Raw genomic sequence first — 22637 nt, 5'->3', positions numbered from 1 at the left:
TTTCATTTGAACCTATTTGTAATCGATTACTTTTTTAAGGGTGGGGCAAAAAATGGTGTCGACAACCGAGAGTAGTGGAAAACAGAGCGTACAGTACCGGCTGCTGGTGCCGCGGCTGTCGCTGATGATGTTCTTACAGTTCTTTATCTGGGGAAGTTGGTCCGTCACGCTGGGGCTGGTGATGAGCCAGCACAACATGTCGCTGCTGATTGGCGATGCGTTTTCCGCCGGACCGATAGCCTCAATCTTGTCGCCGTTTGTCTTAGGTATGCTGGTGGATCGCTTTTTTGCCTCGCAAAAAGTGATGGCGGTGATGCACCTCGCCGGGGCGGCGATCCTGTGGTTTGTGCCGCAGGCGCTGGTAGCGCAAAACGGTGCGCTGCTGATTGGCCTGCTGTTTGGCTACACGCTGTGCTACATGCCGACGCTGGCGCTGACCAATAATATCGCGTTTCACAGCCTGTCGGATAAAGACAAAACCTTCCCGGTAGTACGGGTGTTTGGCACCATAGGCTGGATTGTTGCGGGGATCTTTATCGGCGTGACCGGCATTTCGGATACCACCGGCATCTTTACGCTGCCGGCGGTTATCTCTGTGATTCTGGCGCTCTACAGCCTGACGCTGCCAAACACGCCTGCGCCCGCGAAAGGGTTGCCGGTAAAAGTCCGCGATCTGTTTTGCGCCGATGCTTTCGCCTTACTCAAAACCCGTCATTTCTTCGTCTTCTCACTCTGCGCTACGTTAATCTCTGTACCACTGGGGACCTACTACGCGTACACCGCATCGTTTCTGGCGGATGCGGGCGTTGGGGATGTCAGTACCGCGATGTCGTTCGGTCAGATGTCCGAAATCTTCTTCATGCTGGTGATCCCATTCCTGTTCAGACGGCTGGGCGTGAAATACATGCTGCTGATCGGTATGTGTGCCTGGTTTGTGCGTTACGCCTTCTTTGCGCTGGGCATCAGCGAAGAAGGGCGCATCCTGCTGTATCTCGGTATTTTGCTGCACGGGGTGTGTTACGACTTCTTCTTTGTGGTCGGCTTTATCTACACCGACCGTATTGCCGGGGAAAAGGTGAAAGGCCAGGCGCAAAGCATGATCGTAATGTTTACCTACGGGATCGGCATGCTGCTGGGCTCGCAAATTTCCGGTGCGCTGTATAACCATCTGGTGGCGGGGCAGGCAGTACCTGAGTCATGGATCCCGTTCTGGTGGATCCCGGCGGTTGCAGCGGCGGTGATTGCCGTGATTTTCCTTTTCTCTTTCAAGTATGACGAGAAAGAGCAGGCGTAATATTCAGGAGGGGTTATGAGAACCATTAAGGGACCGGGGATTTTTCTGGCGCAGTTTATCGGCGGGCAATCCCCGTTCAATACCCTGGACGGGCTGGCGCAGTGGGCAGCGGGGCTGGGCTACAAAGCCATACAGATGCCGTGTAATCATGCGTCGCTGTTTGATGTTGAACAGGCCGCTGTTAGCCAGACTTACTGCGATGATATTCGTGGAATGCTGGCGCAGCACGGACTGACGATCAGCGAATTGTCCACCCATCTCGAAGGCCAACTGGTTGCCGTTCATCCCACCTACGATGACGCTTTTGATGGTTTTGCGCCGCAGGCGGTACGCGGCAATTCACAGGCCCAACAGGCGTGGGCGACGCGGACGTTACACCAGGCTGCGGCAGCCTCGCAAAAACTGGGGTTGACGGCGCACGCCACGTTTTCCGGATCGCTGGCGTGGCCCTATTTTTACCCCTGGCCGCCGCATAATGCGCAGCGTTTTGCCGAGGCATTTCAGGAACTGGCTGACCGTTGGCGGCCGATTCTCGACGGTTTTGATGAGCAGGGGGTTGATGTCTGTTTTGAAATTCATCCCGGCGAAGATCTGCATGATGGCATCACGTTTGAGCGTTTTCTTGCGCTGGTGGATAATCATCCGCGCTGCAATATGCTCTACGATCCCAGCCATCTGCTGTTGCAGCAGATGGACTATCTCGGATTCATCGACGCCTATCACTCGCGCATAAAAGCGTTTCATGTCAAGGATGCGGAGTATCGAGCCAGCAGCCGCAGCGGCGTCTACGGCGGTTACCAGCCGTGGATCGACCGCGCTGGACGCTTCCGCTCATTAGGCGACGGGCAGGTTGATTTCAAAACGATTTTCAGCAAGCTCACTCAATATGATTATCCCGGCTGGGCGGTACTGGAGTGGGAATGCTGCCTGAAAGACGCAGAAACCGGTGCCCGCGAAGGCCGTGAGTTTATTCAGCGGCATATTATTCCGGTTTCATCCCACGCATTTGATGATTTCGCCGCAGGCGATGAGGTACGCAAATGATCCAGGTTGGCATTATTGGCAGCGGGTTTATTGGGCCTGCGCATATTGAGGCGCTGCGTCGACTGGGGAATGTGCAGGTGGTGGCACTCTGCGACAGTTCGCTGGCGGTGGCTCAGGCGCGGGCCAGCCTGCTACAGGTGCCTCATGCCTATGGCAGTGTGGAAGCGCTGTTGGCGCACCCTGGGCTACAGGTGGTCCACAACTGTACGCCGAATCATCTGCATGCCGACATCAACCGGCAGATACTGCGTGCCGGGCTGCACGTATTTTCTGAAAAACCGCTGTGCATGACCGCCGAAGAGGCCCATGAACTGGTGACGCTGGCGGAGCAGGCGGGGGTCGTGCACGGCGTGAGTTTTGTCTATCGCCAGTTTGCGATGGTGCAGCAGGCGGCCAGCATGGTACGCAATGGCAGCGTTGGACGTCTGTTTGCCGTGCAGGGCAGCTATTTACAGGACTGGATGCTGCTGGAGACCGACTACAACTGGCGGGTTGATGCGGCGTTGGGCGGCGGTTCGCGGGCGGTGGCCGATATCGGCTCGCACTGGTGCGACACGGTGCAGTTTGTCACCGGGAAACGCATTGTTGAAGTGATGGCCGATCTGGCGATCGTCTGGCCCACGCGGAAAGCGGACGCGGCCGGTGGTGCGACGTTTAATTCGCAGACGGTTGGTCGGCAGTTGGAGGATAAACCGGTGACCACCGAAGACCGCGGGTCGGTGCTGGTGCGGTTTGACGACGGCAGCAAAGGCTGCTTTAGCGTCTCGCAGGTTAGCGCCGGGCGCAAAAACCATCTGAGCTTTGAGATTAGTGGCAGCCAGTGCGCGTTGAGTTGGGATCAGGAAACGCCGCAGCAACTGTGGGTGGGCCACCGCCAGCAGGCGAACCAGATCCTGACGGACGATCCGGGGCTAATGAATGCCGATGTCGCCGCCAGCGCGCATTTCCCCGGTGGGCATATTGAGGGCTGGCCGGATGCGTTTAAAAATATGATGCTGCAGTTCTATCAGGCCGTACAGACAGGCCAAATGCCCGCGCCACAGGCCCGACGTTTTGCCTCGTTCAAGGATGGCGCAGACGTAATGTACATCATTGATGCGATTATAAAAAGCCATCAACAGCAGCGCTGGGTGTCGGTACAGCGTTAAGCCGGTCCGGTTCGCCGGGCGGTGATTTTATGGTAGCCTCAGCACAAAGCGTAAAACGCAGGATGTGTCGTCGTTATGTCTATTCAAAAAATCGCCCAGCTTGCCGGTGTGTCGGTAGCGACGGTATCACGTGTGCTGAATAACAGTGAGTCCGTCAAGGTCAAAAACCGTGAACGTGTGCTGCAGGCTATTAAGGAAAGTAATTACCAGCCCAACCTGCTGGCTCGTCAACTGCGTACGGCGCGAAGCTCGATGATCCTCGTAATGGTCTCCAACATTGCCAACCCGTTTTGTGCCGAGGTGGTGAAAGGTATTGAGGAGGAGGCGGAGAAAAATGGCTATCGCATTCTGCTGTGTAATTCCGGTTCGGATACAGCGCGTTCGAAGTCAGCGCTGAAGCTGCTGTCAGGTAAAATTGTTGATGGCATCATCACCATGGATGCCTTCTCAAAATTACCGGAACTGACCTCCCTGATTGGCGATGCTCCGTGGGTGCAGTGTGCGGAATATGCCGATAAAGGCGCGGTTTCCTGCGTGGGCATTAACGATGTAGACGCCGCGCAGTCGGTGATATCGCATCTGGTAGACAAGGGCTATCGCCGTATTGCGCTGATCAACCATGATCTGAGCTACAAATACGCCCGTTTGCGTGAACGCGGCTACAAGGCGGCGCTGCATGCGTTATCGCTGGAGTATCAGGCAGTGGAGTACGCCCGTGAGTTAAGTTCCAGCGCCGGGATCGCGGCGATGGAAAACCTGCTGGCGGCCGAGGTGAAACCCGACGCGGTGTTTGCGGTATCGGACACGCTGGCAGCCGGTGCGATGCGTGCTATTAGCAACGCCGGGTTACAGATCCCGCAGGATATCGCCGTGGTGGGCTTTGACGGTACGGAATTGGCTGAAATGGTCTCGCCACAGCTTTCAACTATTGAGCAACCTTCGCGTGATATTGGCCGCAAGGCGGTGGGGTTATTACTGAATAAAATCGATAACCCCGATGCCCCAACAGAAAGGGTGATGATGGACTGGCGCTATATTGCGCGCGCCAGTAGCTAAAGATTAACGCTGAAACGCCCCTGACAGGGCGCGAATATCATTCCCGGTCGGCGACTGATGAATACGTAATCCGAACTCTTCGACCACAGCAAAAATATGGTCGAAGATGTCAGCCTGAATACTTTCATATTCCAGCCACACCACCGTATTAGTAAAAGCATAAATCTCAATCGGCAACCCGTGGTCGTCCGGAGCTAACTGGCGCACCATTAACGTCATATCTTTGCGAATGCGCGGATGGTGACGTAAATATTCGTTCAGGTAGGCGCGAAACGTCCCGATATTGGTCATCCGGCGATGATTCAAGACGGATTCAGGCGCATCTACTTGCTGGTTCCACTCGTTAATTTCCTGAAGGCGCGTGGTCAAATACGGTTTCAGCAGATGCGCTTTATGCAATCGCTGGCGCTCATCTTCATCGAGAAAACGAATGCTGGTGGCATCGATGCTGATACTGCGCTTAATTCGCCGACCGCCGGACGCTGACATGCCGCTCCAGTTTTTAAACGAGTCAGAGACCAGCGACCACGTAGGAATGGTGGTGATGGTATTATCCCAGTTGCGCACTTTGACGGTGGTTAAACCAATATCGATCACCGCACCATCCGCGCCGTATTTCGGCATTTCCAGCCAGTCACCCAGTTTGAGCATATCGTTGGCCGAAAGCTGTATTCCGGCCACCAGACCGAGGATCGGGTCTTTAAACACCAGCATTAAGACCGCTGCCATGGCACCCAGACCGCTTATCAGGATGGCGGGTGACTGACCAATCAGCAGCGAAATCATCAGAATGCCGACGAGGATCGCGCCGATTAACTTGATGCCCTGAAAGATGCCTTTCAGCGGCAACTGCGAGGCGGCGGGGAGTTTTTGCGACAGATTAAGAATAACGTCGAGCAGAGAAAAGACCGACAGCAGGGCGTACATCATGATCCACAGCTGGGCGCAGGTGACTAATATCTCTGCGGCTTCGCTGCCTTTTTGTAGCCAGAGTGCGGCCTGTATATTGACGATGATACCTTGCAGCGTAAACGCCAGGCGGTGAAATAACTTGTTCTGCGTGATGATTTGCAGCCACAGGCGGGAGCTGGCGTTGGCGCGTTTTTCAAATGCGCGAAGTACCACCCAGTGCAAAATAACGTGAACAATAATGGCGGTGATAAAAATAATGCCAAAAATCATCACCAGCGAAGTGGTGTGATTCATTTCAATGCCGAGGTCTTCTACCTGAGATATCAATTCCTGCATAACGTCTCCTTAATAAACAGCGGTCTATGATGACCGCTGTGTGGAGGTTATGCAAATGTGAGTATCAGACTTCCGTCAGGGTGGTTTCCTGCGGCAGACGTGATTTTGGCAGCGCGGCGTTGAAGTCTTCTACGCTGTGATGCCCCACCGGGACGATAACCACGCTGGTGAATCCTTTATCTTGCAGACCAAATTCTGCATCGAGAACCGCGGCATCAAAGCCTTCGATGGGTACCGCATCCAGTCCCATTGCCGCCACGCCTAACAGGAAGTTACCGACGTTCAGGTACACCTGTTTTGCCATCCAGTGCGCATCATCTTTGAGCTCTTTGCGGTGCAGATCGGCAAAGAAGGTACGGCCTTTGTGGTTGGCGGCTTTGGCTTCCGGCGTGGCGAAACGACCGTCGACTTCTTCTTGATCCACGACACGTTCCAGCCATGCATCGTCCATCGCTGTTTTGGCGCAGAACACCACGACGTGGGACGCATCGAGGATTTTACGTTCGTTGAACACAAAACCGCCGGCGGCGGCTTTGGCTACGCGCGCTTTGCCTTCGTCAGTGCTGGCCACGATAAAATGCCACGGCTGCGAGTTGGTGCTGGACGGACTGAACTGCAGCAGCGTTTTTAATTTTTCTGCCTGCTCAGCGGTCAGTTTTTTGGTCGGATCGAATGCCTTGGTGGAGTAGCGTTTTAAGGCGACAGAAACAATATCCATAAAAACTCCTGGTCGTTTTTCTTACCCTGCGGGTGCGTTTTGTTTCAGCAGGGTACAGGGAAAGCGGCAAAAAGATAAGACAGAAAAAGGCATAAACACTTATCGGGGTTAGCGATAAATCAGACGGGACGCAGGCGTTTTTGTTCCCGCTTAGGCAGGCCGTCCACCACCCGATGCCACGAGTCGTTCACCAGGTCTGCCAGTAAAGACTCGGTAATATCGTCACCGGGATAAACTGAAATCCAGTGCTTTTTATTCATGTGATAACCGGGTTCGATACTGGGGTAGATCTGCTGATTGAGCAGTGACTTTTGCGGATCTGACTTCAGGTTGACCAGCGGGCGTCCGTGATGCTCTGAGACCAGCATAAAAATCTTGCCGCCGACCTTAAAGACGTCGTATTCCGGGCCAAACGGCCAGCAGTGTTCGGTAAATGGCAGTTCAAGCGCAAGGCGTTTTGCGCACGCATGTAATGTCTGACCGTCCATTATTTTTCCTCGCGGGTGAGGGCGCGCCACATGGTTTCAAACCCCATGGCAATGTATTCATCGGCGCGGGCAGGGGTGCGGGTGGCAAATTCCATTGTGGTTTCAGCCAGTGACAGAAAAAACGCGTCACCAAAGGCGCGATACTCGTCGGACATAAACTCCGGGCGCACCGAGCGATGACAAAAATCACGCAGTTCGGGGAACATATCCTCAGCCCGTTGCTCGGTTTCTTTGGTGATTTTCTCGCTGACGGCAAGCTGACGGATGGCGCGATGTCCGGCGGTGTGATGCAGGCCCCAGCTAATGTAGCTATTCCAGATGAAGTGAATCATGGTTTTGGCATCGGTCACTGAACGGTCCAGATTGACCATCATTGACTGGCACATATCGTGCTTTAAATGGAGGTAAAGTTCGTTGATGAGGTCATCTTTTGTTGCGAAATAGCGAAACAAAGTTCCCTCAGCAACGCCTGCATTGCGGGCAATGACGGCGGTAGAGGCCGCAATGCCGGACTGCGCAAATGCTGTGGTTGCTGCTTCCAGTAATGCCAATTTTTTATCTTCACTCTTCGGACGAGCCACTACACTTTACCCTTAAGCCTGTTAAAAACACGATTGAATCACGGCCTTCGCAGCACCGCAACGGTGAATGTCAAAGATTGAAAATCATCTTGACGGCGAACTTGCGATTTCTATAATGAGTGCTTACTCACTCATAATCAAGAGTCAGTCGCGCAAACCAGCGGAAAGGGGCGCGTTTAAGGTCAGGATATGAGGCGTCTCACCGTTTGTGTGGTTGTTATTATGCTCATTGCTGCAGCTGCAAGTTTACCGTTTGTACTCAATGCCGGATTCGGTCAGGCGCCGCAAGGGGCACAACTGAGTGAGGTTGAACAGTCACCACACTATCGTGACGGACAGTTTCATAATCAGGTGCCCACGCTGGGTTACACCGGCAACAAAAGCATGCTGGCAGCCTGGTGGGAATTTCTGGTCGCAAAGCGCGAAAATGCCCGCCCTGCGCAACCATTGCCGCTGGTGGCAACCGAACTCGCGCGCCTGTCACCGCAGCAGGATACTCTCGTCTGGCTGGGGCATTCCTCGTGGTATTTGCAGCTGGCGGGGCAACGCATTCTCATCGACCCGGTATTGAGCAACTACGCTGCGCCGTTTTCATTTCTGAATAAAGCCTTTGCCGGGGAGTATCCGTGGACGGCACAAAACATGCCGGAAATCGATTTGCTCATCATCTCGCACGACCACTATGATCACCTGGATCTTGCCACCATTAAGGCGTTGATGCCGAAGATTAAGCGGGTGATTACGCCGCTTGGCGTCGGGTCGCATCTGCGGTACTGGGGAATGAACAGCGAGATAATTGAAGAGCGGGACTGGAATCAGTCCGTCAGAGTGACGGACTCACTGATTGTGCATGTCCTGCCGGCACGGCATTTTTCAGGGCGCGGCATCAAGCGTAACCAGACCCTGTGGGCCAGTTTTATGTTGGAAACGCCAGAGCAGAACGTTTATTACAGCGGAGACTCTGGTTACGGGCCGCATTTTAAAGCGATTGGCGAACAGTTCGGCACGGTCGATGTGGCGATTATGGAAAACGGTCAATATGACCAGGACTGGAAGTTCATTCATATGATGCCGGAAGAGACCGCGCAGGCATCCGCCGATCTCCATGCCAAAGCTGTTGTGCCCGGTCATGCCGGTCGTTTTGTACTGGCGAAACATAGCTGGGACGATCCCTACAAGCGTCTGGCGCTGGCCAGCCGTCTCAAAGATTACCGTCTGCTGACGCCGATGCTGGGTGAGCCGGTAGTACTGTCCGAACCGGACCAACCGTTCACGGCCTGGTGGCAGCCAGCGGCTCAATGAAAAAAGGGAGATAACGATGACGATTTCTGCACAAGTTATCGAGACGATTGTCGAATGGATTGATGATAATTTGAATCAACCATTGCGCATTGATGATATTGCCCGCCACGCGGGGTATTCAAAATGGCATCTGCAACGTCTGTTTATGCAGTATAAAGGTGAGAGTATCGGGCGCTACATTCGCGAGCGTAAACTGCTGCTGGCGGCGCGTGATTTACGTGATACTGACCAGAAAGTGTACGATATCTGCCTGAAGTACGGCTTCGATTCGCAGCAGACCTTTACGCGTATCTTCACCCGTACGTTCAGCCAGCCACCCGGCGCGTACCGCAAAGAAAATCACAGCCGTACGCATTAAAGACGTAGGGTTCTCGTGAACTGCATCCATTTTGTGGGACTCTTATACTGGAGAGTCCCATGTCAAAATATTTAAAACGACAAATTCATGTATAGCGTTTGCTATACATGAATTTGTGCTATGCTTGTAAAGCAAACGCTATACAGGGGTGTCTCATGAAATCAGATGTTCAACTTAATCTTAGAGCTAAGGAATCGCAGCGGGCGCTCATTGATGCGGCTGCGGAAATCCTTCACAAGTCACGTACAGATTTCATTCTGGAAATGGCCTGTCAGGCTGCCGAGAATGTGATCCTCGAGCGCCGTGTATTTAACTTTAACGATGAGCAATATGCGGAGTTCATCGATATGCTTGATGCACCGGTCGCAGATGATCCCGCTATCGAAAAACTGCTGGCAAGGAAACCTCAGTGGGACGTGTAACAGCACCCGAACCTTTGTCCGCTTTTCATCAGGTGGCTGAGTTCGTCAGCGGTGAGGCTGTGCTCGATGACTGGTTAAAGCAGAAAGGCCTCAAAAACCAGGCACTCGGAGCGGCCAGAACGTTTGTGGTGTGTAAGAAAGACACGAAGCAAATAGCCGGCTTTTACTCTCTGGCCACCGGGAGCGTCAATCATACTGAAGCAACCGGTAATCTTCGGCGTAACATGCCAGATCCCATCCCTGTCATTATACTTGCCCGTCTTGCTGTCGAACTCTCATTCCGCGGAAAAGGGCTTGGCGCTGATTTACTTCATGATGCAGTGCTTCGTTGCTATCGGGTTGCCGAGAATATTGGTGTACGTGCAATCATGGTTCATGCACTTACCGAAGAAGCCAAAAATTTCTACATTCACCATGGTTTCAAACCGTCACAAACTCAGCAGCGGACATTGTTCCTTAAGCTCCCTCAGTAGAATGCAAAGACTATTACGTTCAAAGCGCTATAAGCGATAATTTGATAGTACGTCTAAGGTTAATTAAGTAGAAATCCTTCAAAAGAATACGACGAAAAAATATTGATGAGACAGGAATCCGCATGATGTAAGAAAGCAACGAAATGGATAATACGGCTGCGGAAAATGTTATTTAGCTTTAACTGGAAACAAAAAGAGTCCATGTTTTAAATGGACTCTTTCTCTGATGCCTCGGTTAATCTGTCCAACTTTTTGCGGCAGTCCATCGCGGGGCTATTCCGCCAGCGAGAACCAGCGTCGCCAGATAAAGCGCAGAATAAAATACTCAATCACCCCAAGCAGTAAAAACCACAAACAAAATAGCAACGTATAAAACTGGCTAAGATCCATCAAATGTAACGTGGCGACGAGTTTTTGCGCCAGCACCAGGCCAAGCGAAGGCGCGGGCAGCAGCAGGCAGGACAGAAAGGCCAACAGCAGGATCCCGGCGGCGGTCATCAGTGATTCAAGCGGGTGTTTCATAACATTGTTAAACTTGAGTTAAAAGACCATTGTCCGGGATCTCCTGTGCTAACGCAAACCCCTCGCTTAACGCCCCGCCCAGATCTCACAATGTTTTTTCACCAGTCCGCTGAGCGATCCGCCATCGGCCACGAAATCACGCATGCGCTGTGCTTCGTTGCGCCCATTTTTTACCTGCTGGCGTAAGGCGTCAATGGCGCTGGCGGCACCCACTTTATCCGCCGAGGGGGCGACACGCTCCAGCAATCGAAGCGTGTCATCCGCCAGGCGGTGATGAGTGCCGGTATGCACGTCGGTAACGATCCCCTCCAGCCCAAAGCGGCAGGCCTGAAAACGGTTAAATTTATACAGCAGGTAATCACGCTCCTGATGTTTGAAGGGACGCTCTTTCAACAACCAATGGGCCGTAGCCTGAATGAGTCCGGCCATGTTGATCGCATGCTCGAGGGTGAGCGGGGTGTCCATTACGCGAACTTCTATCGTGCCAAAGTGCGGACTGGGGCGGATGTCCCAGTGCAAATCCTTAATGCTGTCAACGAGGCTGGTGTAGGCCAGTCGGCGAAATAATCCCTCAAATTCCTGCCAGTTGTTAACCCACGGCATCGGACCGTTATCGGGAAATCCTGAGAAGATATTGAGTCGAGCGCAGGCAAATCGCGTATCGGCTTCTTGCATATACGGTGAGGCGGCAGAGAGCGCAATAAAATGCGGTACAAAGCGTGACAGGCCGTGCAGCAGGTAAATGGCGTCGTCGCCGTGGGTACAGCCTATGTGGACATGCTGGCCAAACACCGTTGCCTGCTGGATGAGATAACCAAAGTTCTCCAGGTTGCGCCGGTAGCGCTCGTCATCGCACACCTCCTGACGCCGCCATGTCTGAAACGGGTGCGTGCCGCCGCCGCAGATGTCGAGGTGATACTCTGCCGCGGTCTGCAGGATTATCTGCTGCATGGCGGAAAACTCTGCTGCCGCTTGATCAATATTGCGACAGACGCCGGTTGCCATCTCCAGCATGCTTTCGGTGATATCGTGCTTCACTTCTCCGGCGGTGAGCTGCGGTTTTACGGCGTCAATCAGACGGGAAGAGTCCTGGCTCAGGTCGTAGCCTGGCGGATTGACCACCTGCATTTCCAGCTCAATGCCCAATGTAAACGGTTCGGAGACGTGAAAGTCGGGTAGTGACATAGCGTTCCCTTGAGCGTTGATTTTTAATCAGTATTTACTCGTCGTCTTTCGAGCCGCAGGTGCGTTGACAGCGCCTGCTCATCCTGGTCACTTACTTTAGTAAGCTCCCAGGAATTTGCAGTCTTGTCGCCTTCCTGCAACTCGAAATCCTTAGAGTATAGAAGGACTGGCGGTTTTCCGTACGATAAGGAAAATCCACATCCTGCGCTTTGAACGCAAAATGACAGGTGCTATAACTGTTTTTTGCTTTCACAACGGGGGTGAGCAGTGCCGGAAATTAATCTGTATGGACAGACGGTAGGCGATGTCCTGCCGGACTGGAATGGGGCGTCAGTGCTACCTCGGGTTGTACTGGAAGGTCGTTATTGCCGTCTTGAGGTGCTGGATGCAGACAGCCATGCCGCCGATTTATTTGACGCCTATGCGCAAGCGCCGGACGAACGTGACTGGACCTGGCTTGCCAGCGAGCGGCCAACGAGCGTTGCGGTAGCGGCCCACTGGGTGAAGGGAAAATCTACTGACGCCGGGCTGGTTCCCTACGCGGTTATCGATTTGCGCTCGGGGCGCGCCGTCGGGCTGGTGTGCTTTATGGCGATGGACCGCGAGAACGGCTCGGTCGAAATTGGTCATGTAACCTGGTCGCCGCGGATGAAAAATACGGTGCTGGGGACGGAAACCGTCTGGCTGCTGCTGCGTCAGGCATTTGCCCTCGGGTATCGTCGTGTGGAGTGGAAATGTGACTCGCTGAACGATGCGTCGCGACGGGCGGCAGAACGCTTAGGTTTTGTCTTTGAAGGGCGTTTCCGCCAGAAAATTGTGCGCAAGGGCCGTAACCGCGACAGCGACTGGCTATCGATGATTGACGGCGAGTGGCCACAACGTGATGCCGTTTTACAACGCTGGCTGGCCGCGGAAAACTTTGATGCGCAGGGTCAGCAGCGTCAGTCGCTGGCTGCGTGTCGGCAGGGATAACGCCGTCATCCGCCATAACCGTTCAGACAGATTATTAGCAACGGCTATACTCTTTCGCGAAACGGTTCAACGGAGAACGTACCATGAAATCAGGTAGCCGATTTGGGTTATCCGGCAAGGCCTTAGTTCAACCCGCCGCAGTCGCCATGGCGGCGAGTCTTTTCAGCGCAGCGGTCAGCGCCGACGCGTTGCAGGAGCAGCAACAGCGCTATCAGCAACGCTGGCAACAGGAACATGGCCCGCTGACGCAAACGCCGCCAGCGCCTCTGGCGGCATTTCTCGCCGCCCAACCCGCGACGGATAAACCGGTTTACGACACGCTTAGTTCGCGAGCAGGATTAGCGGCGCTGACCAAAGCCAACGTCACCACTTCCGACCCCATGGCGGCGGTTATCAATGATGAAGTAGATACCGGGGAGCGTCGCATCCCGGTACGTATTTATCGTCCGTCATTAGCCGGTTCGCCTGCGGTGCTGGTGTTTATTCACGGCGGCGGACACCTGAGTGGGTCAGTGGAGGTCTACGATCCCGTGGCCCGGCATCTGGCGACGGCAACCGGCAATACGGTGGTGTCGGTCGACTATCGGCGGTCACCGGAAAACCCGTATCCGGCAGGTCTCTCCGATGCTAAAGCCGTGGTCGAAAATGTCTATTCATTGCTCGAGCGTCTGCACATACCCTATCAGCGTCAACTGACCCTGGTCGGTGACAGCGGTGGCGGTGCTTTCAGCGCAACGCTCGCCGCGTCGCTTTCCCGTCATCAGCCGGGGTTGATTAATCGGCTGGTGCTGATCTACCCGAGTCTGGATTACACGCCAGGCTGGCCGTCCGTGAAGGAAAATGGCACAGGGAAACTGCTCGATGAAAGCAAAATACGCTGGTACTTCCAGCAGTATTTCCAGAATGATGAAGATCGTAAACTGGCATCACCGCTCTATTTTCCATTGCGTAAAGATTTTCCGGCCACACTACTCTTTAGCGGCGGGCTGGATCCGTTGCGCGATGAGGATTTTGCCTTTGTTGCCAAACTGCAAGCTGAGGGCATTCCCGTACAGCACGTTCACTTTCCGGGGATGATTCATGCCTATCTGATGCTGGAAGATAAAGTCCCGCAGGAAGCGCAGGCCACGTATCAGGCGATTGGTGAGTTTGTTAAAAAGTAGCGTCACACAGGGTAATGACGCTGTTATCGCGCGAGGCCCAGCGCACGTTGACGTTCAATCCGCCGAGGTTTGCCGAAAATGACGGCATTATTCGCACCATTAAGTGCGTGGCGGTGAGGGCGATGATTTTGGCGCTGGCAAAGCCCGGCAGTCCGCGAGTTTGCGCACTGAACGCTTTATATACGCTCTCTTTGGCGGAGAACGCCAGGGTTAAGGCGAGCGGAAAGGGGACCGGGCAACCTTGCAAAACCTGTTGTTCATGGTGGTCGATAATGCTGTCAGCCAGTTCGGCAGCGCTGTGAGGTGTGAAAATAGCATCAATGTCTAGCCCAATGGGATGCGGCGAGACAACCGCCAACGCGGTCGAAGCGCTATGGCTGATACTGCCAAACAGACCTGGTGGCCACAGCGGTTGGCGGCGCTCGCCGATGCCGGGTACGGCTTTACTGCCATATTCGCGCAGCGCATGGACGGCGGCAATACGCCCCGCTAAATGCTCAGCTTGTCGTTTACGCCCGCAGGCTGCGAGCTGGGCGTAATGAGGAAGCCACAGCAGATCGTGTTCATGCAGGCTGTCGGGGGCAAATTCGACGAGATGCAGCGTATGGCTGGCGAAGGACTGTGGGGTGTGGATTGTGTGCATGATGGCTCACGAATTCCCTCTCCTCAATGGAGGAGAGGGAAAAACGTTATCAGAAGTGCGTGTTAACGCTCATATACCACGTACGGCCCGGTTCGTTATAGGTGTACGCGCCTGCGCCCGCCATATAGTCGCCAGTTTTGATATCGCTGGTGGTTTGGGCATTCCCTTCGCGCCACAGACGTTTGTCAAAGACGTTATCCACACCGCCGGTCAGGCTGACGGTTTTGGTCACATCCCAGGTCGCGCTCAGACCGACAATGCTGTACGGGCTGACTTCCTGAGCTGAACTGCCGGTGACTGGTTTACCCTGATAATCGTATTTCTTCGGCTGCTGTTTGCCATACCAGGTGAAGGTGGACTGCAAGGACAGATCCTCGCGTGCCTGCCAGCTCAGCGTGGAGTTCAGTGTATACTCAGGAATAATCGACAGGCGCTCGCCGGTCTCTTTATTCTTACTCTGCAGCATGTAGGTGATGTTGTTGGTCCAGTTGACGGTCTCGCTCACCGGCACGTTCAACGTCCCTTCCAGGCCTTCTACCACCGCTTTAGGCACGTTTTCCCACTGATAAATATCGGTGTAGGTTGTTGTTGCTTTACCCGTAGTCGGGTTTTTCTGGGTAATTGATGTTCTGCTTTGCGGTACAGTTCCTGCCTCGATCTTGTTACGGTAATCGTTGCGGAACCAGGTAACGCCCGCCAGCCAGCCGTCACGTTTGAACTCCAGACCAATCTCTTTGTTGATACTGGTTTCGGCTTTCAGGTCATCGTTACCCATCATGTAGCAGCCAATACCGCTGGCAGAACCGGTGGCATAGCACCCCTGGCCTTTGCTGTACAAAATATAATTCGGGTTAGTCTGGTACAGGCTCGGCGCTTTATAGGCCCGCGCGATGCCCATTTTCAGGGTAAAGTCGTCGCCCAGACCCTGAGACAGGTTCAGCGACGGACTCCAGTTATCACCCACGATACTGTGGTGATCGAAACGCAGGCCCGGCGTCAGCATGGTGCTGTCGGTCAGCTCCATGTTGTTTTCAGCAAACAGGGAGAAGATCTCTGCGTCTGAATAGGGGCTGCGATCGGTGCTGCTGGCGCCGGGTATGTTTCCGCCCATAAAGGTCTGGGTATTGGACGTCATATCCTTCATACGCTGCTGGTTCCACTCGGTACCAAGCGTCAGGTTCTGATTAACCCACAGATCGAATGGAATGCTGATTTCGCTGTGCAGGGTGACATCTGCCAGGTCAGTGTCGGTAAATTGATTACTGTTAAACAGCCCCTCAAGACCGCCTGCCAGGCCTTCACCCAAACGAGAGTTACGGGTGTGTTCGTATTGCGCCCAGTTGCTGGTGGTAATGCCGTTGTCCCAGCCGCCGTTCCATGTCAGCGCATAGTTCTGGCGGTACATACGGTTGGTTTCTTTACCGTAGTATTTTTTTACCAGCCCACTGGTTTTGTTATCGTTGTTAGTATTCTGGGTATCGCCCGCGTACAGATTGCCCTGACGGCTGTAACCCGCTTCAAATTCCAACGATTGCATTGGCGCAAAATCCCAACGCAGCAGACCGTTGATGTCTTTGTTTTTTACCCCTTCACGACCTGCGGGCATGGTATCGGCGTATGACCCCGTACGTGCAGATTGGTGACCCTCGTTGATGTCCCAGGCATCGGCCTGCGTTTTATCAAGATTACCGTTCAGACGGAAGCTGAAATCCCCGCCCAGTGGGCCATTCAGACTAAAGTTGGTGCGTTTGGTGGCGCCTTCTTCTTTGTGTTCCGGGGCGTTGAAATAGGTATTCCAGGACCCATGCCACTCGTTGCTGCCTTTTTTGGTGATGATATTCACCACACCACCTGCAGCGCCGTTGCCGTAACGCGCCGCAGCAGGACCACGCAGCACTTCAATGCGCTCAATCATTTCCGGTGCAACCCAGGCGGTATCGCCACGGGTATCACGCTCGCCGCGCCAGCCCTGACGTACGGAGTTGCGGCTGGTGACCGGCTTGCCGTCGATCAGAATCAGGGTGTTTTCTGGCCCCATGCCGCGAATATCAATCTGACGGTTGTTGCCGCGCTGGCCGCTGGTTGAGTTACCGGTCAGGTTAACGCCTGGCATGGTACGGATGATTTCCGCCACATCGCGCGCAGGAGGATTCTTACGGATTTCATCAGCGGTGATGGTGGAAACACCAGGCGCCTGCAGGTTCTGCTGGGCGGCGGTAACGACGATGGTATCTTCATGCGAGACGGCGGTGCTATCGGTTTTATCTTCTGCCATCGCTGGCAGCGCTATCCCGTAAATCCCTAAATTGACCAATAAGGCCAGTGAATGAATCTTGTTGTTCATTGTATGTCCTGCTTTCTTTTAGCCACGTGAACCAATGTGCCGTTGTGGGGCATTTGGCCTGATGTCGCCCGCTCCTGCGAAAACCATCCGTTCCAGAAAAAGTTCGCAGCGTCAGGTCGGTTTATGAGTGGTGAAAAACTGTACGCGCTTCCCACAGCGCGACAATACGCTATTGCAAATGCAAATAGTTATCAATAATATTATCAATATATTTCATAGTTAGATTTAAAATTGCACAATAAACATGGGGTTATGACGGTGGCGGCGTTAATGATGGGAAGCGAGGCGTGGTGGCAGTCAAAAAATGGCCCGGAATGGGTGCGTGAGGACAGCGGCGATTACCGCGTCACGTTTTGGTGGCGTGACCCGCAGGGAACGGAAAAACACTCCACAATTCGTCGCGTGTGGGTCTACATTACCGGCGTGACCGATCACCATCAAAACGCCGTTCCCCAGTCGATGCAACGTATTGACGGTACAGATGTTTGGTGCTGGAGCATTAGCCTGAACGCCCGCTGGCGCGGCAGTTACTGTTTCATCCCTTCGACACGAGACGACATTTTTGCCACGTTGAACGCTGGCGACCCCCCGGACAGAACGTTATTACGCGAAGGCTGGCGACAGTTGCTGCCGCAGGCCATCGCAGATCCCCTCAATCCTCAAAGCTGGCAAGGCGGGCGCGGGCATGCGGTCTCAGCGCTGGAAATGCCCGACGCCCCTGTTCAGCCTGGCTGGGACAGTCCCCAACCTCCGGATTCACCAGCGCTTTGCTTGCAATGGCACAGCGAGAGGTTGGGCAATACGCGCCGCGTGTGGGTGTTTACCACCGGCGAGGCAAATCCCGGGGAACGTCCGCTGGCAGTCCTGCTGGACGGACAGTTTTGGGCGCACAGCATGCCGGTCTGGCCCGCGCTGACCTCACTGACGCGACAACATCTGCTCCCTCCTGCCGTTTATCTCCTGATTGATGCCATCGATACGCCTCATCGCAGTCGCGAGCTGCCGTGCAATGCCGATTTCTGGCTGGCGGTACAGCAGGAGTTATTGCCGCTGGTGAACGCGACTGCCGCGTTCAGTGACGATCCGCAGCGCACGGTCGTCGCCGGGCAAAGCTTTGGGGGCTTGTCCTCGCTGTATGCCGGTCTGAACTGGCCGGAACGTTTTGGCTGCGTGCTCAGTCAGTCCGGATCTTACTGGTGGCCGCATCGCGCAGGGCATCAGGATGGGGTGGTGATTGAACAACTGAGGGCAGGAACGTTGAGCGCGCAGGGGCTGCGTATTGTTCTGGAAGCCGGAATTCGTGAACCGATTATTTTTCGCGCCAATCAGGCGCTCTTCGCACAGTTACCGTATGCACCACGTTCTATTTTCTGGCGTCAGGTTGAAGGTGGACACGACGCGCTTTGCTGGCGCGGCGGCTTAATGCACGGGCTGATGACGCTCTGGCAGCCGCTCACCGACACGATTTAACCGGACGATGTTCCACGACAGGAGTTGAGTATGGAATTCAGTAACCCTTTCGATAACCCGCAGGGGCAGTTTTACATTCTGCAAAATCCCCAACGTCAGTTTAGCCTTTGGCCGCAGCAGTGCTCGCTTCCTGCTGGCTGGGCCATCGCATGCGAACCGCAATCCCAGGAAGCCTGCCAGCAATGGCTAGCGGAAAACTGGACCACGCTAACACCTGCAAATTATGCCGATGTACAGGAGGCAGAATGACTCAGCGCTTACCGTTAGTCGCGGCCCAGCCGGGGATCTGGATGGCGGAAAAACTCTCCACGTTGCCTTCAGCATGGAGCGTCGCGCACTACGTGGAATTAACCGGGGAACTGAACGCACCGCTGCTGGCGAAAGCGGTTGTCGTCGGTCTGGGGCATGCTGATACCCTGCGTATGCGGTTTTGCGAAGACAATGGCGAGGTTTGGCAGTGGGTTGATCCAACGTTCACTTTTACGCAACCCGAGATTATCGATGTCCGTGACATGACCAGTCCGCACGACGCCGCACGGGCGTTGATGCAGGCTGACTTGCAACAAGACATTCGTGCCGATGGCGCAAAACCCCTGGTCTGCCATCAACTTATTCAAGTGGCAGATAACCGTTGGTACTGGTATCAGCGCTATCATCATTTGCTGGTGGATGGCTTCAGTTTTCCTGCCATCACCCGCCAGATAGCCGCCATTTACCGCGCATGGCAGCGCGGCGAACCGACGCCGGAATCACCTTTTACCCCCTTTGCCGAGGTGGTGGAAGAGTATCAGCAGTATCGCCAAAGCGAGGCGTATCAACGTGACGGCGCATTCTGGGCCGGACAGCGAGAGCAGTTGCCGCCACCGGCTTCGCTGTCGGGCAAACCCCTGCCGGGCCGGGCGACCAGCGCGGATATTATTCGCATGCAGTTGACCGCCCCCGACGGCGTATTCCGCCAACTTGCCGCGCGCATGCCTGACATTCAGCGTGCGGATTTAGCGCTGGCGCTGGTGGCACTATGGTTGGGGCGTTTATGCAGCCGGATGGATTATGCCGCCGGGTTTATTTTCATGCGCCGCATGGGATCGGCGGCGCTAACGGCAACCGGGCCGGTGTTGAATGTGCTGCCATTCGGTGTGCATCTTGATGCCGCGGAAAGCCTACCTGAATTGGCGAAACGACTGGCCGGGCAGCTCAAGAAGATGCGTCGTCATCAGCGTTATGATGCGGAGCAAATTGTGCGCGACGGCGGCCGGGCGGCCGGTGAAGAGGCGCTGTTTGGTCCGGTACTGAACGTGAAAATCTTTGACTACCAGCTGGATCTTCCCGGCATCCAGGCGCAAACCCATACGCTGGCGACCGGGCCGGTTAACGATCTGGAACTGGCGCTGTTCCCGGATGAAAACGGCGGTCTGAGCATTGAGATTCTCGCCAATAAACAGCGTTATGATGAGGCGACGCTGGCGCAACATGCGTCGCGTTTAACTGCGCTGATGGACCAGTTCGCCGAAAACCCGGCGCTGCGCTGCGGCGATGCCGATATGCTATTGCCGTCAGAGCAAGAACAGCTGGCGCAAATAAACGAGACGGCAATTGATATTCCGTTCACCACGCTCAGCGCGCTGGTGGCGGAACAGGCTGCGAAAACACCGGGTGCGCCGGCGCTGGCCGACGCTCGCTATCAGTTCAGCTACCGCGAAATGCGTGAGCAGGTTGTTGCACTGGCGCAGGTGCTGCGTGAACGCGGCGTGCGACCAGGCGACAGCGTTGCTGTGGCCTTACCGCGCTCTGTGTTCCTGACGCTCGCATTGCACGGCATTGTGGAAGCGGGTGCCGCCTGGCTGCCGCTGGATACCGGCTACCCGGACGATCGTCTGCGGATGATGCTGGAAGATGCACGTCCTACGTTGTTGATCACTACCGAAGAGCAGCTGTCCCGCTTTCGCGATATTCCTGGGCTGGACAGTCTGTGCTATAACACGCCGCTGCCAACGGAAAATAGCGTCCCGCTGGCGTTATCGCGTCCGGAGCATACTGCCTACATCATCTTTACCTCGGGTTCGACCGGCAGACCAAAGGGGGTGATGGTGGGGCAAACCGCCATCGTTAACCGCCTGTTGTGGATGCAAAATCACTATCCGCTGACCGCCGATGATGTGGTGGCGCAAAAAACACCGTGCAGTTTTGATGTCTCGGTGTGGGAGTTTTTCTGGCCGTTTATTGCGGGCGCAAAGCTGGTGATGGCGGAGCCTGAGGCGCATCGTGACCCGCTGGCGATGCAGCAGTTCTTTGCACAATATGGCGTGACCACCACACACTTTGTGCCGTCGATGCTGGCGGCGTTTGTTGCCTCGCTGACGCCGGAGACGGCGCGGGAAAGCTGCACTACGCTGAAGCAGGTGTTTTGCAGCGGCGAAGCCCTGCCAGCAGAACTGTGCCGCGAGTGGGAACAGCTGACCCACGCACCGCTGCACAATTTGTACGGCCCGACCGAAGCGGCGGTGGATGTCAGCTGGTATCCGGCATGCGGAGATGCGCTTGCCGCCGTGACCGGTAACAGCGTGCCGATTGGCTATCCGGTCTGGAATACCGGCCTGCGGATCCTTGATGCCATGATGCGCCCGGTGCCCGTCGGCGTGGCGGGCGATCTGTACCTGACAGGGATCCAACTGGCGCAGGGGTATCTGGGTCGCCCGGACCTGACGGCAAGCCGTTTTATTGCCGATCCGTTTGCGCCCGGTGAACGCATGTACCGTACCGGGGACGTGGCGCGCTGGCTGGACAGTGGTGCGGTGGAATATCTCGGGCGCAGCGATGACCAGCTAAAAATCCGCGGGCAGCGCATTGAACTGGGTGAGATTGATCGGGTAATGCAGACGCTACCGGATGTCGAGCATGCCGTGGCCCATGCCTGCGTATTCAATCAGGCGGTAGCTACCGGCGGCGATGCGCGCCAGCTGGTAGGGTATCTGGTGTCGCATTCGGGGTTACCGCTGGATATTCCCGCACTGCAGGCGAGACTGCGTGAAACGCTGCCTGCGCATATGGTGCCGACCGTGTTATTGCAACTGGCGGAGTTACCGCTCAGCGCCAACGGTAAGCTGGATCGTAAAGCCTTACCGATGCCGCAGTTGACGCCGCGCACGGCAGGACGCGCGCCATGCCCGGGCACGGAGACCACCATTGCCAAGGCCTTTTCCGCGCTGCTGGGCTGTGAAGTTAATGATGTAGCAGCAGACTTCTTCGCGCTCGGCGGTCATTCGTTGCTGGCGATGAAGCTGGCGGCGCAGTTGAGTCGCATATTTGAACGTCAGGTGACGCCAGGGCAGGTGATGGTTGCTTCCACCGTTGAACAACTCAGTACGCTGTTGGACAGCAACGATGACGCACAGTCACAGCAATTGGGGTTTGAAGCGCTGCTACCGCTGCGCACCAGCCACGGCCCAACGCTGTTCTGTTTCCATCCAGCGTCCGGCTTTGCCTGGCAGTTTAGCGTGTTATCGCGCTATTTGAACCCTGAGTGGTCAATTACTGGCATTCAGTCGCCACGGCCCGGTGGGCCGATGCAGACGGCAGCAAATCTCGATGAGGTCTGTGAATACCATCTCAAAACGTTGCTGGAGCAGCAGCCTCACGGCCCCTACTATTTACTGGGGTATTCGCTGGGCGGCACGCTGGCGCAGGGTATTGCGGCACGCTTGCAGGCCAGGGGAGAGAAGGTTGCATTCCTGGGGTTGCTGGATACCTGGCCGCCGGAAACGCAAAACTGGCAGGAAAAAGAGGCCAATGGGTTGGATCCTGCCGTATTGGCGGAAATCGATCGCGAACGCGAGGCGTTTCTGGCGGCCCAGCAGGGCAATGCGTCCGACACGCTGTTTAGCACCATTGAAGGTAACTATGCCGATGCGGTGCGTCTGTTAACCACCGCGCACAGCGTGCCATTTGACGGTCACGCCACGCTGTTTGTCGCTGAACGTACCCTACCGCCGGGTGTCAGCCCTGAACATAGCTGGTCGCCGTGGATAGCCCGTCTGGATATCTACCGTCAGGACTGCGCGCACGTTGATATTATTTCGCCGTCGGCGTTTGAGAAGATTGGGCCGATCATGTGTGAATTGCTTAACAATATTCGCTAGATATTAGCAAGCAAGGACGTTAAACCTTAATCGGGTAAGCCACGCCGCCATGGGTGGCTTACCCTGCATT

General features: G+C 55.1%; 21 protein-coding genes. 13 read left to right on the top strand and 8 right to left on the bottom strand.

The genetic code is table 11. The features are described from left to right. The first annotated feature begins 52 nt into the window (after window positions 1–52). The 4 genes from FDW98_RS02770 (at window position 53) to FDW98_RS02755 (ending at window position 4542) form a co-directional block, all read left to right on the top strand. Window positions 53–1294: an MFS transporter gene (locus FDW98_RS02770; protein WP_096757959.1), complete on the top strand. Its 1242-nt coding sequence runs from the start codon at window positions 53–55 to the stop codon at window positions 1292–1294. 15 nt (window positions 1295–1309) lie between these two features. Beyond that, a complete protein-coding gene (locus tag FDW98_RS02765; RefSeq protein ID WP_096757958.1) occupies window positions 1310–2338 on the top strand; it encodes a sugar phosphate isomerase/epimerase in 1029 nt (342 codons plus the stop codon). Next, entirely contained in the window at window positions 2335–3486 is a 1152-nt protein-coding gene (locus FDW98_RS02760) for a Gfo/Idh/MocA family protein (protein WP_096757957.1), read from the top strand. The genes FDW98_RS02765 and FDW98_RS02760 overlap by 4 nt, the downstream gene beginning before the upstream one ends. A 75-nt stretch (window positions 3487–3561) precedes the next feature. Then, a complete protein-coding gene (locus FDW98_RS02755; RefSeq protein ID WP_096757956.1) occupies window positions 3562–4542 on the top strand; it encodes a LacI family DNA-binding transcriptional regulator in 981 nt (326 codons plus the stop codon). Window positions 4543–4545: 3 nt separating this feature from the next. On the opposite strand, the gene FDW98_RS02750 is transcribed toward FDW98_RS02755, so the two are convergent. The 4 genes from FDW98_RS02750 to FDW98_RS02735 all read right to left on the bottom strand — a co-directional run bounded on the left by FDW98_RS02750 (window position 4546) and on the right by FDW98_RS02735 (window position 7577). Further along, the gene (locus tag FDW98_RS02750) at window positions 4546–5790 is read right to left on the bottom strand and encodes a mechanosensitive ion channel family protein (protein WP_096757955.1); all 1245 of its coding nucleotides are present in this window, start codon (window positions 5788–5790) and stop codon (window positions 4546–4548) included. 64 nt (window positions 5791–5854) lie between these two features. After that, complete coding sequence (nfsB, locus tag FDW98_RS02745) at window positions 5855–6508, bottom strand: oxygen-insensitive NAD(P)H nitroreductase (RefSeq protein WP_096757954.1); 654 nt, start codon at window positions 6506–6508, stop codon at window positions 5855–5857. Between the two features lie 119 nt (window positions 6509–6627). After that, window positions 6628–6996 carry an MmcQ/YjbR family DNA-binding protein gene (locus FDW98_RS02740; RefSeq protein ID WP_096757953.1) on the bottom strand — a complete coding sequence of 123 codons (369 nt, stop codon included), beginning with the start codon at window positions 6994–6996 and terminating at the stop codon, window positions 6628–6630. Further along, a complete protein-coding gene (locus tag FDW98_RS02735; RefSeq protein WP_096757952.1) occupies window positions 6996–7577 on the bottom strand; it encodes a TetR/AcrR family transcriptional regulator in 582 nt (193 codons plus the stop codon). The genes FDW98_RS02740 and FDW98_RS02735 overlap by 1 nt, the downstream gene beginning before the upstream one ends. Before the next feature lie 189 nt (window positions 7578–7766). Here FDW98_RS02735 and FDW98_RS02730 point away from each other — a divergent pair, with 189 nt between their 5' ends. From FDW98_RS02730 to FDW98_RS02715, 4 genes are all read left to right on the top strand, one after another. Further along, window positions 7767–8879, top strand: coding sequence for an MBL fold metallo-hydrolase (locus FDW98_RS02730; RefSeq protein WP_096757951.1), 1113 nt, complete (start codon window positions 7767–7769; stop codon window positions 8877–8879). Between the two features lie 16 nt (window positions 8880–8895). Next, the gene (locus FDW98_RS02725) at window positions 8896–9237 is read left to right on the top strand and encodes a RamA family antibiotic efflux transcriptional regulator (RefSeq protein WP_096757950.1); all 342 of its coding nucleotides are present in this window, start codon (window positions 8896–8898) and stop codon (window positions 9235–9237) included. A 155-nt stretch (window positions 9238–9392) separates the two neighbouring features. Then, complete coding sequence (locus tag FDW98_RS02720; RefSeq protein ID WP_096757949.1) at window positions 9393–9659, top strand: DUF1778 domain-containing protein; 267 nt, start codon at window positions 9393–9395, stop codon at window positions 9657–9659. Continuing rightward, entirely contained in the window at window positions 9647–10132 is a 486-nt protein-coding gene (locus FDW98_RS02715) for a GNAT family N-acetyltransferase (protein WP_096757948.1), read from the top strand. Before FDW98_RS02720 ends, FDW98_RS02715 begins: the two co-directional genes overlap by 13 nt. Before the next feature lie 273 nt (window positions 10133–10405). On the opposite strand, the gene FDW98_RS02710 is transcribed toward FDW98_RS02715, so the two are convergent. Further along, a complete protein-coding gene (locus tag FDW98_RS02710; protein ID WP_096757947.1) occupies window positions 10406–10654 on the bottom strand; it encodes a DUF1158 family protein in 249 nt (82 codons plus the stop codon). 66 nt (window positions 10655–10720) lie between these two features. Continuing rightward, the gene (locus FDW98_RS02705; RefSeq protein WP_096757946.1) at window positions 10721–11839 is read right to left on the bottom strand and encodes a YbdK family carboxylate-amine ligase; all 1119 of its coding nucleotides are present in this window, start codon (window positions 11837–11839) and stop codon (window positions 10721–10723) included. A 267-nt stretch (window positions 11840–12106) separates the two neighbouring features. Between FDW98_RS02705 and FDW98_RS02700 the strand changes: the two genes are divergently transcribed. Both FDW98_RS02700 and FDW98_RS02695 read left to right on the top strand, forming a co-directional pair. Further along, window positions 12107–12811, top strand: a complete 705-nt coding sequence (locus FDW98_RS02700; protein WP_096757944.1) for a GNAT family N-acetyltransferase — start codon at window positions 12107–12109, stop codon at window positions 12809–12811. Between the two features lie 83 nt (window positions 12812–12894). Further along, entirely contained in the window at window positions 12895–13974 is a 1080-nt protein-coding gene (locus FDW98_RS02695; protein WP_096757943.1) for an alpha/beta hydrolase, read from the top strand. Here the strand turns inward: FDW98_RS02695 and entD are convergent. Together entD and FDW98_RS02685 are read right to left on the bottom strand one after the other, a co-directional pair. Then, entirely contained in the window at window positions 13964–14617 is a 654-nt protein-coding gene (gene entD / locus FDW98_RS02690; protein WP_096757942.1) for an enterobactin synthase subunit EntD, read from the bottom strand. The genes FDW98_RS02695 and entD overlap by 11 nt on opposite strands. Before the next feature lie 49 nt (window positions 14618–14666). Then, window positions 14667–16961: a TonB-dependent siderophore receptor gene (locus tag FDW98_RS02685; RefSeq protein ID WP_096757941.1), complete on the bottom strand. Its 2295-nt coding sequence runs from the start codon at window positions 16959–16961 to the stop codon at window positions 14667–14669. A 252-nt stretch (window positions 16962–17213) separates the two neighbouring features. Between FDW98_RS02685 and fes the strand changes: the two genes are divergently transcribed. From fes to entF, 3 genes are read left to right on the top strand one after another with little or no spacing between them, the layout of a single operon-like run. Continuing rightward, window positions 17214–18431 (top strand): enterochelin esterase, encoded by a 1218-nt coding sequence (fes, locus tag FDW98_RS02680; RefSeq protein ID WP_096757940.1) that lies wholly within the window; start codon window positions 17214–17216, stop codon window positions 18429–18431. 30 nt (window positions 18432–18461) lie between these two features. Then, window positions 18462–18680, top strand: a complete 219-nt coding sequence (locus tag FDW98_RS02675) for an MbtH family protein (RefSeq protein ID WP_096757939.1) — start codon at window positions 18462–18464, stop codon at window positions 18678–18680. Next, a complete protein-coding gene (gene entF, locus FDW98_RS02670; RefSeq protein WP_096757938.1) occupies window positions 18677–22567 on the top strand; it encodes an enterobactin non-ribosomal peptide synthetase EntF in 3891 nt (1296 codons plus the stop codon). The genes FDW98_RS02675 and entF overlap by 4 nt, the downstream gene beginning before the upstream one ends. Window positions 22568–22637: the final 70 nt, after the last annotated feature.

Source organism: Citrobacter sp. wls711 (assembly GCF_005281055.1).
Taxonomy (GTDB): domain Bacteria; phylum Pseudomonadota; class Gammaproteobacteria; order Enterobacterales; family Enterobacteriaceae; genus Citrobacter; species Citrobacter gillenii.
The sequence above is the reverse complement of the archived record's forward strand: the minus strand, read 5'-3'. Positions and strand labels throughout refer to the sequence as shown.

What these genes read in the sequence shown, in the direction of transcription:
- FDW98_RS02770 (WP_096757959.1), top strand. Translation starts at nt 53, where the DNA reads ATGGTGTCGACAACCGAGAGTAGTGGAAAACAGAGCGTACAGTACCGG.
- FDW98_RS02765 (WP_096757958.1), top strand. Translation starts at nt 1,310, where the DNA reads ATGAGAACCATTAAGGGACCGGGGATTTTTCTGGCGCAGTTTATCGGC.
- FDW98_RS02760 (WP_096757957.1), top strand. Translation starts at nt 2,335, where the DNA reads ATGATCCAGGTTGGCATTATTGGCAGCGGGTTTATTGGGCCTGCGCAT.
- FDW98_RS02755 (WP_096757956.1), top strand. Translation starts at nt 3,562, where the DNA reads ATGTCTATTCAAAAAATCGCCCAGCTTGCCGGTGTGTCGGTAGCGACG.
- FDW98_RS02750 (WP_096757955.1), bottom strand. Translation starts at nt 5,790, where the DNA reads ATGCAGGAATTGATATCTCAGGTAGAAGACCTCGGCATTGAAATGAAT.
- nfsB (WP_096757954.1), bottom strand. Translation starts at nt 6,508, where the DNA reads ATGGATATTGTTTCTGTCGCCTTAAAACGCTACTCCACCAAGGCATTC.
- FDW98_RS02740 (WP_096757953.1), bottom strand. Translation starts at nt 6,996, where the DNA reads ATGGACGGTCAGACATTACATGCGTGCGCAAAACGCCTTGCGCTTGAA.
- FDW98_RS02730 (WP_096757951.1), top strand. Translation starts at nt 7,767, where the DNA reads ATGAGGCGTCTCACCGTTTGTGTGGTTGTTATTATGCTCATTGCTGCA.
- FDW98_RS02725 (WP_096757950.1), top strand. Translation starts at nt 8,896, where the DNA reads ATGACGATTTCTGCACAAGTTATCGAGACGATTGTCGAATGGATTGAT.
- FDW98_RS02720 (WP_096757949.1), top strand. Translation starts at nt 9,393, where the DNA reads ATGAAATCAGATGTTCAACTTAATCTTAGAGCTAAGGAATCGCAGCGG.
- FDW98_RS02710 (WP_096757947.1), bottom strand. Translation starts at nt 10,654, where the DNA reads ATGAAACACCCGCTTGAATCACTGATGACCGCCGCCGGGATCCTGCTG.
- FDW98_RS02705 (WP_096757946.1), bottom strand. Translation starts at nt 11,839, where the DNA reads ATGTCACTACCCGACTTTCACGTCTCCGAACCGTTTACATTGGGCATT.
- FDW98_RS02695 (WP_096757943.1), top strand. Translation starts at nt 12,895, where the DNA reads ATGAAATCAGGTAGCCGATTTGGGTTATCCGGCAAGGCCTTAGTTCAA.
- entD (WP_096757942.1), bottom strand. Translation starts at nt 14,617, where the DNA reads ATGCACACAATCCACACCCCACAGTCCTTCGCCAGCCATACGCTGCAT.
- FDW98_RS02685 (WP_096757941.1), bottom strand. Translation starts at nt 16,961, where the DNA reads ATGAACAACAAGATTCATTCACTGGCCTTATTGGTCAATTTAGGGATT.
- fes (WP_096757940.1), top strand. Translation starts at nt 17,214, where the DNA reads ATGACGGTGGCGGCGTTAATGATGGGAAGCGAGGCGTGGTGGCAGTCA.
- FDW98_RS02675 (WP_096757939.1), top strand. Translation starts at nt 18,462, where the DNA reads ATGGAATTCAGTAACCCTTTCGATAACCCGCAGGGGCAGTTTTACATT.
- entF (WP_096757938.1), top strand. Translation starts at nt 18,677, where the DNA reads ATGACTCAGCGCTTACCGTTAGTCGCGGCCCAGCCGGGGATCTGGATG.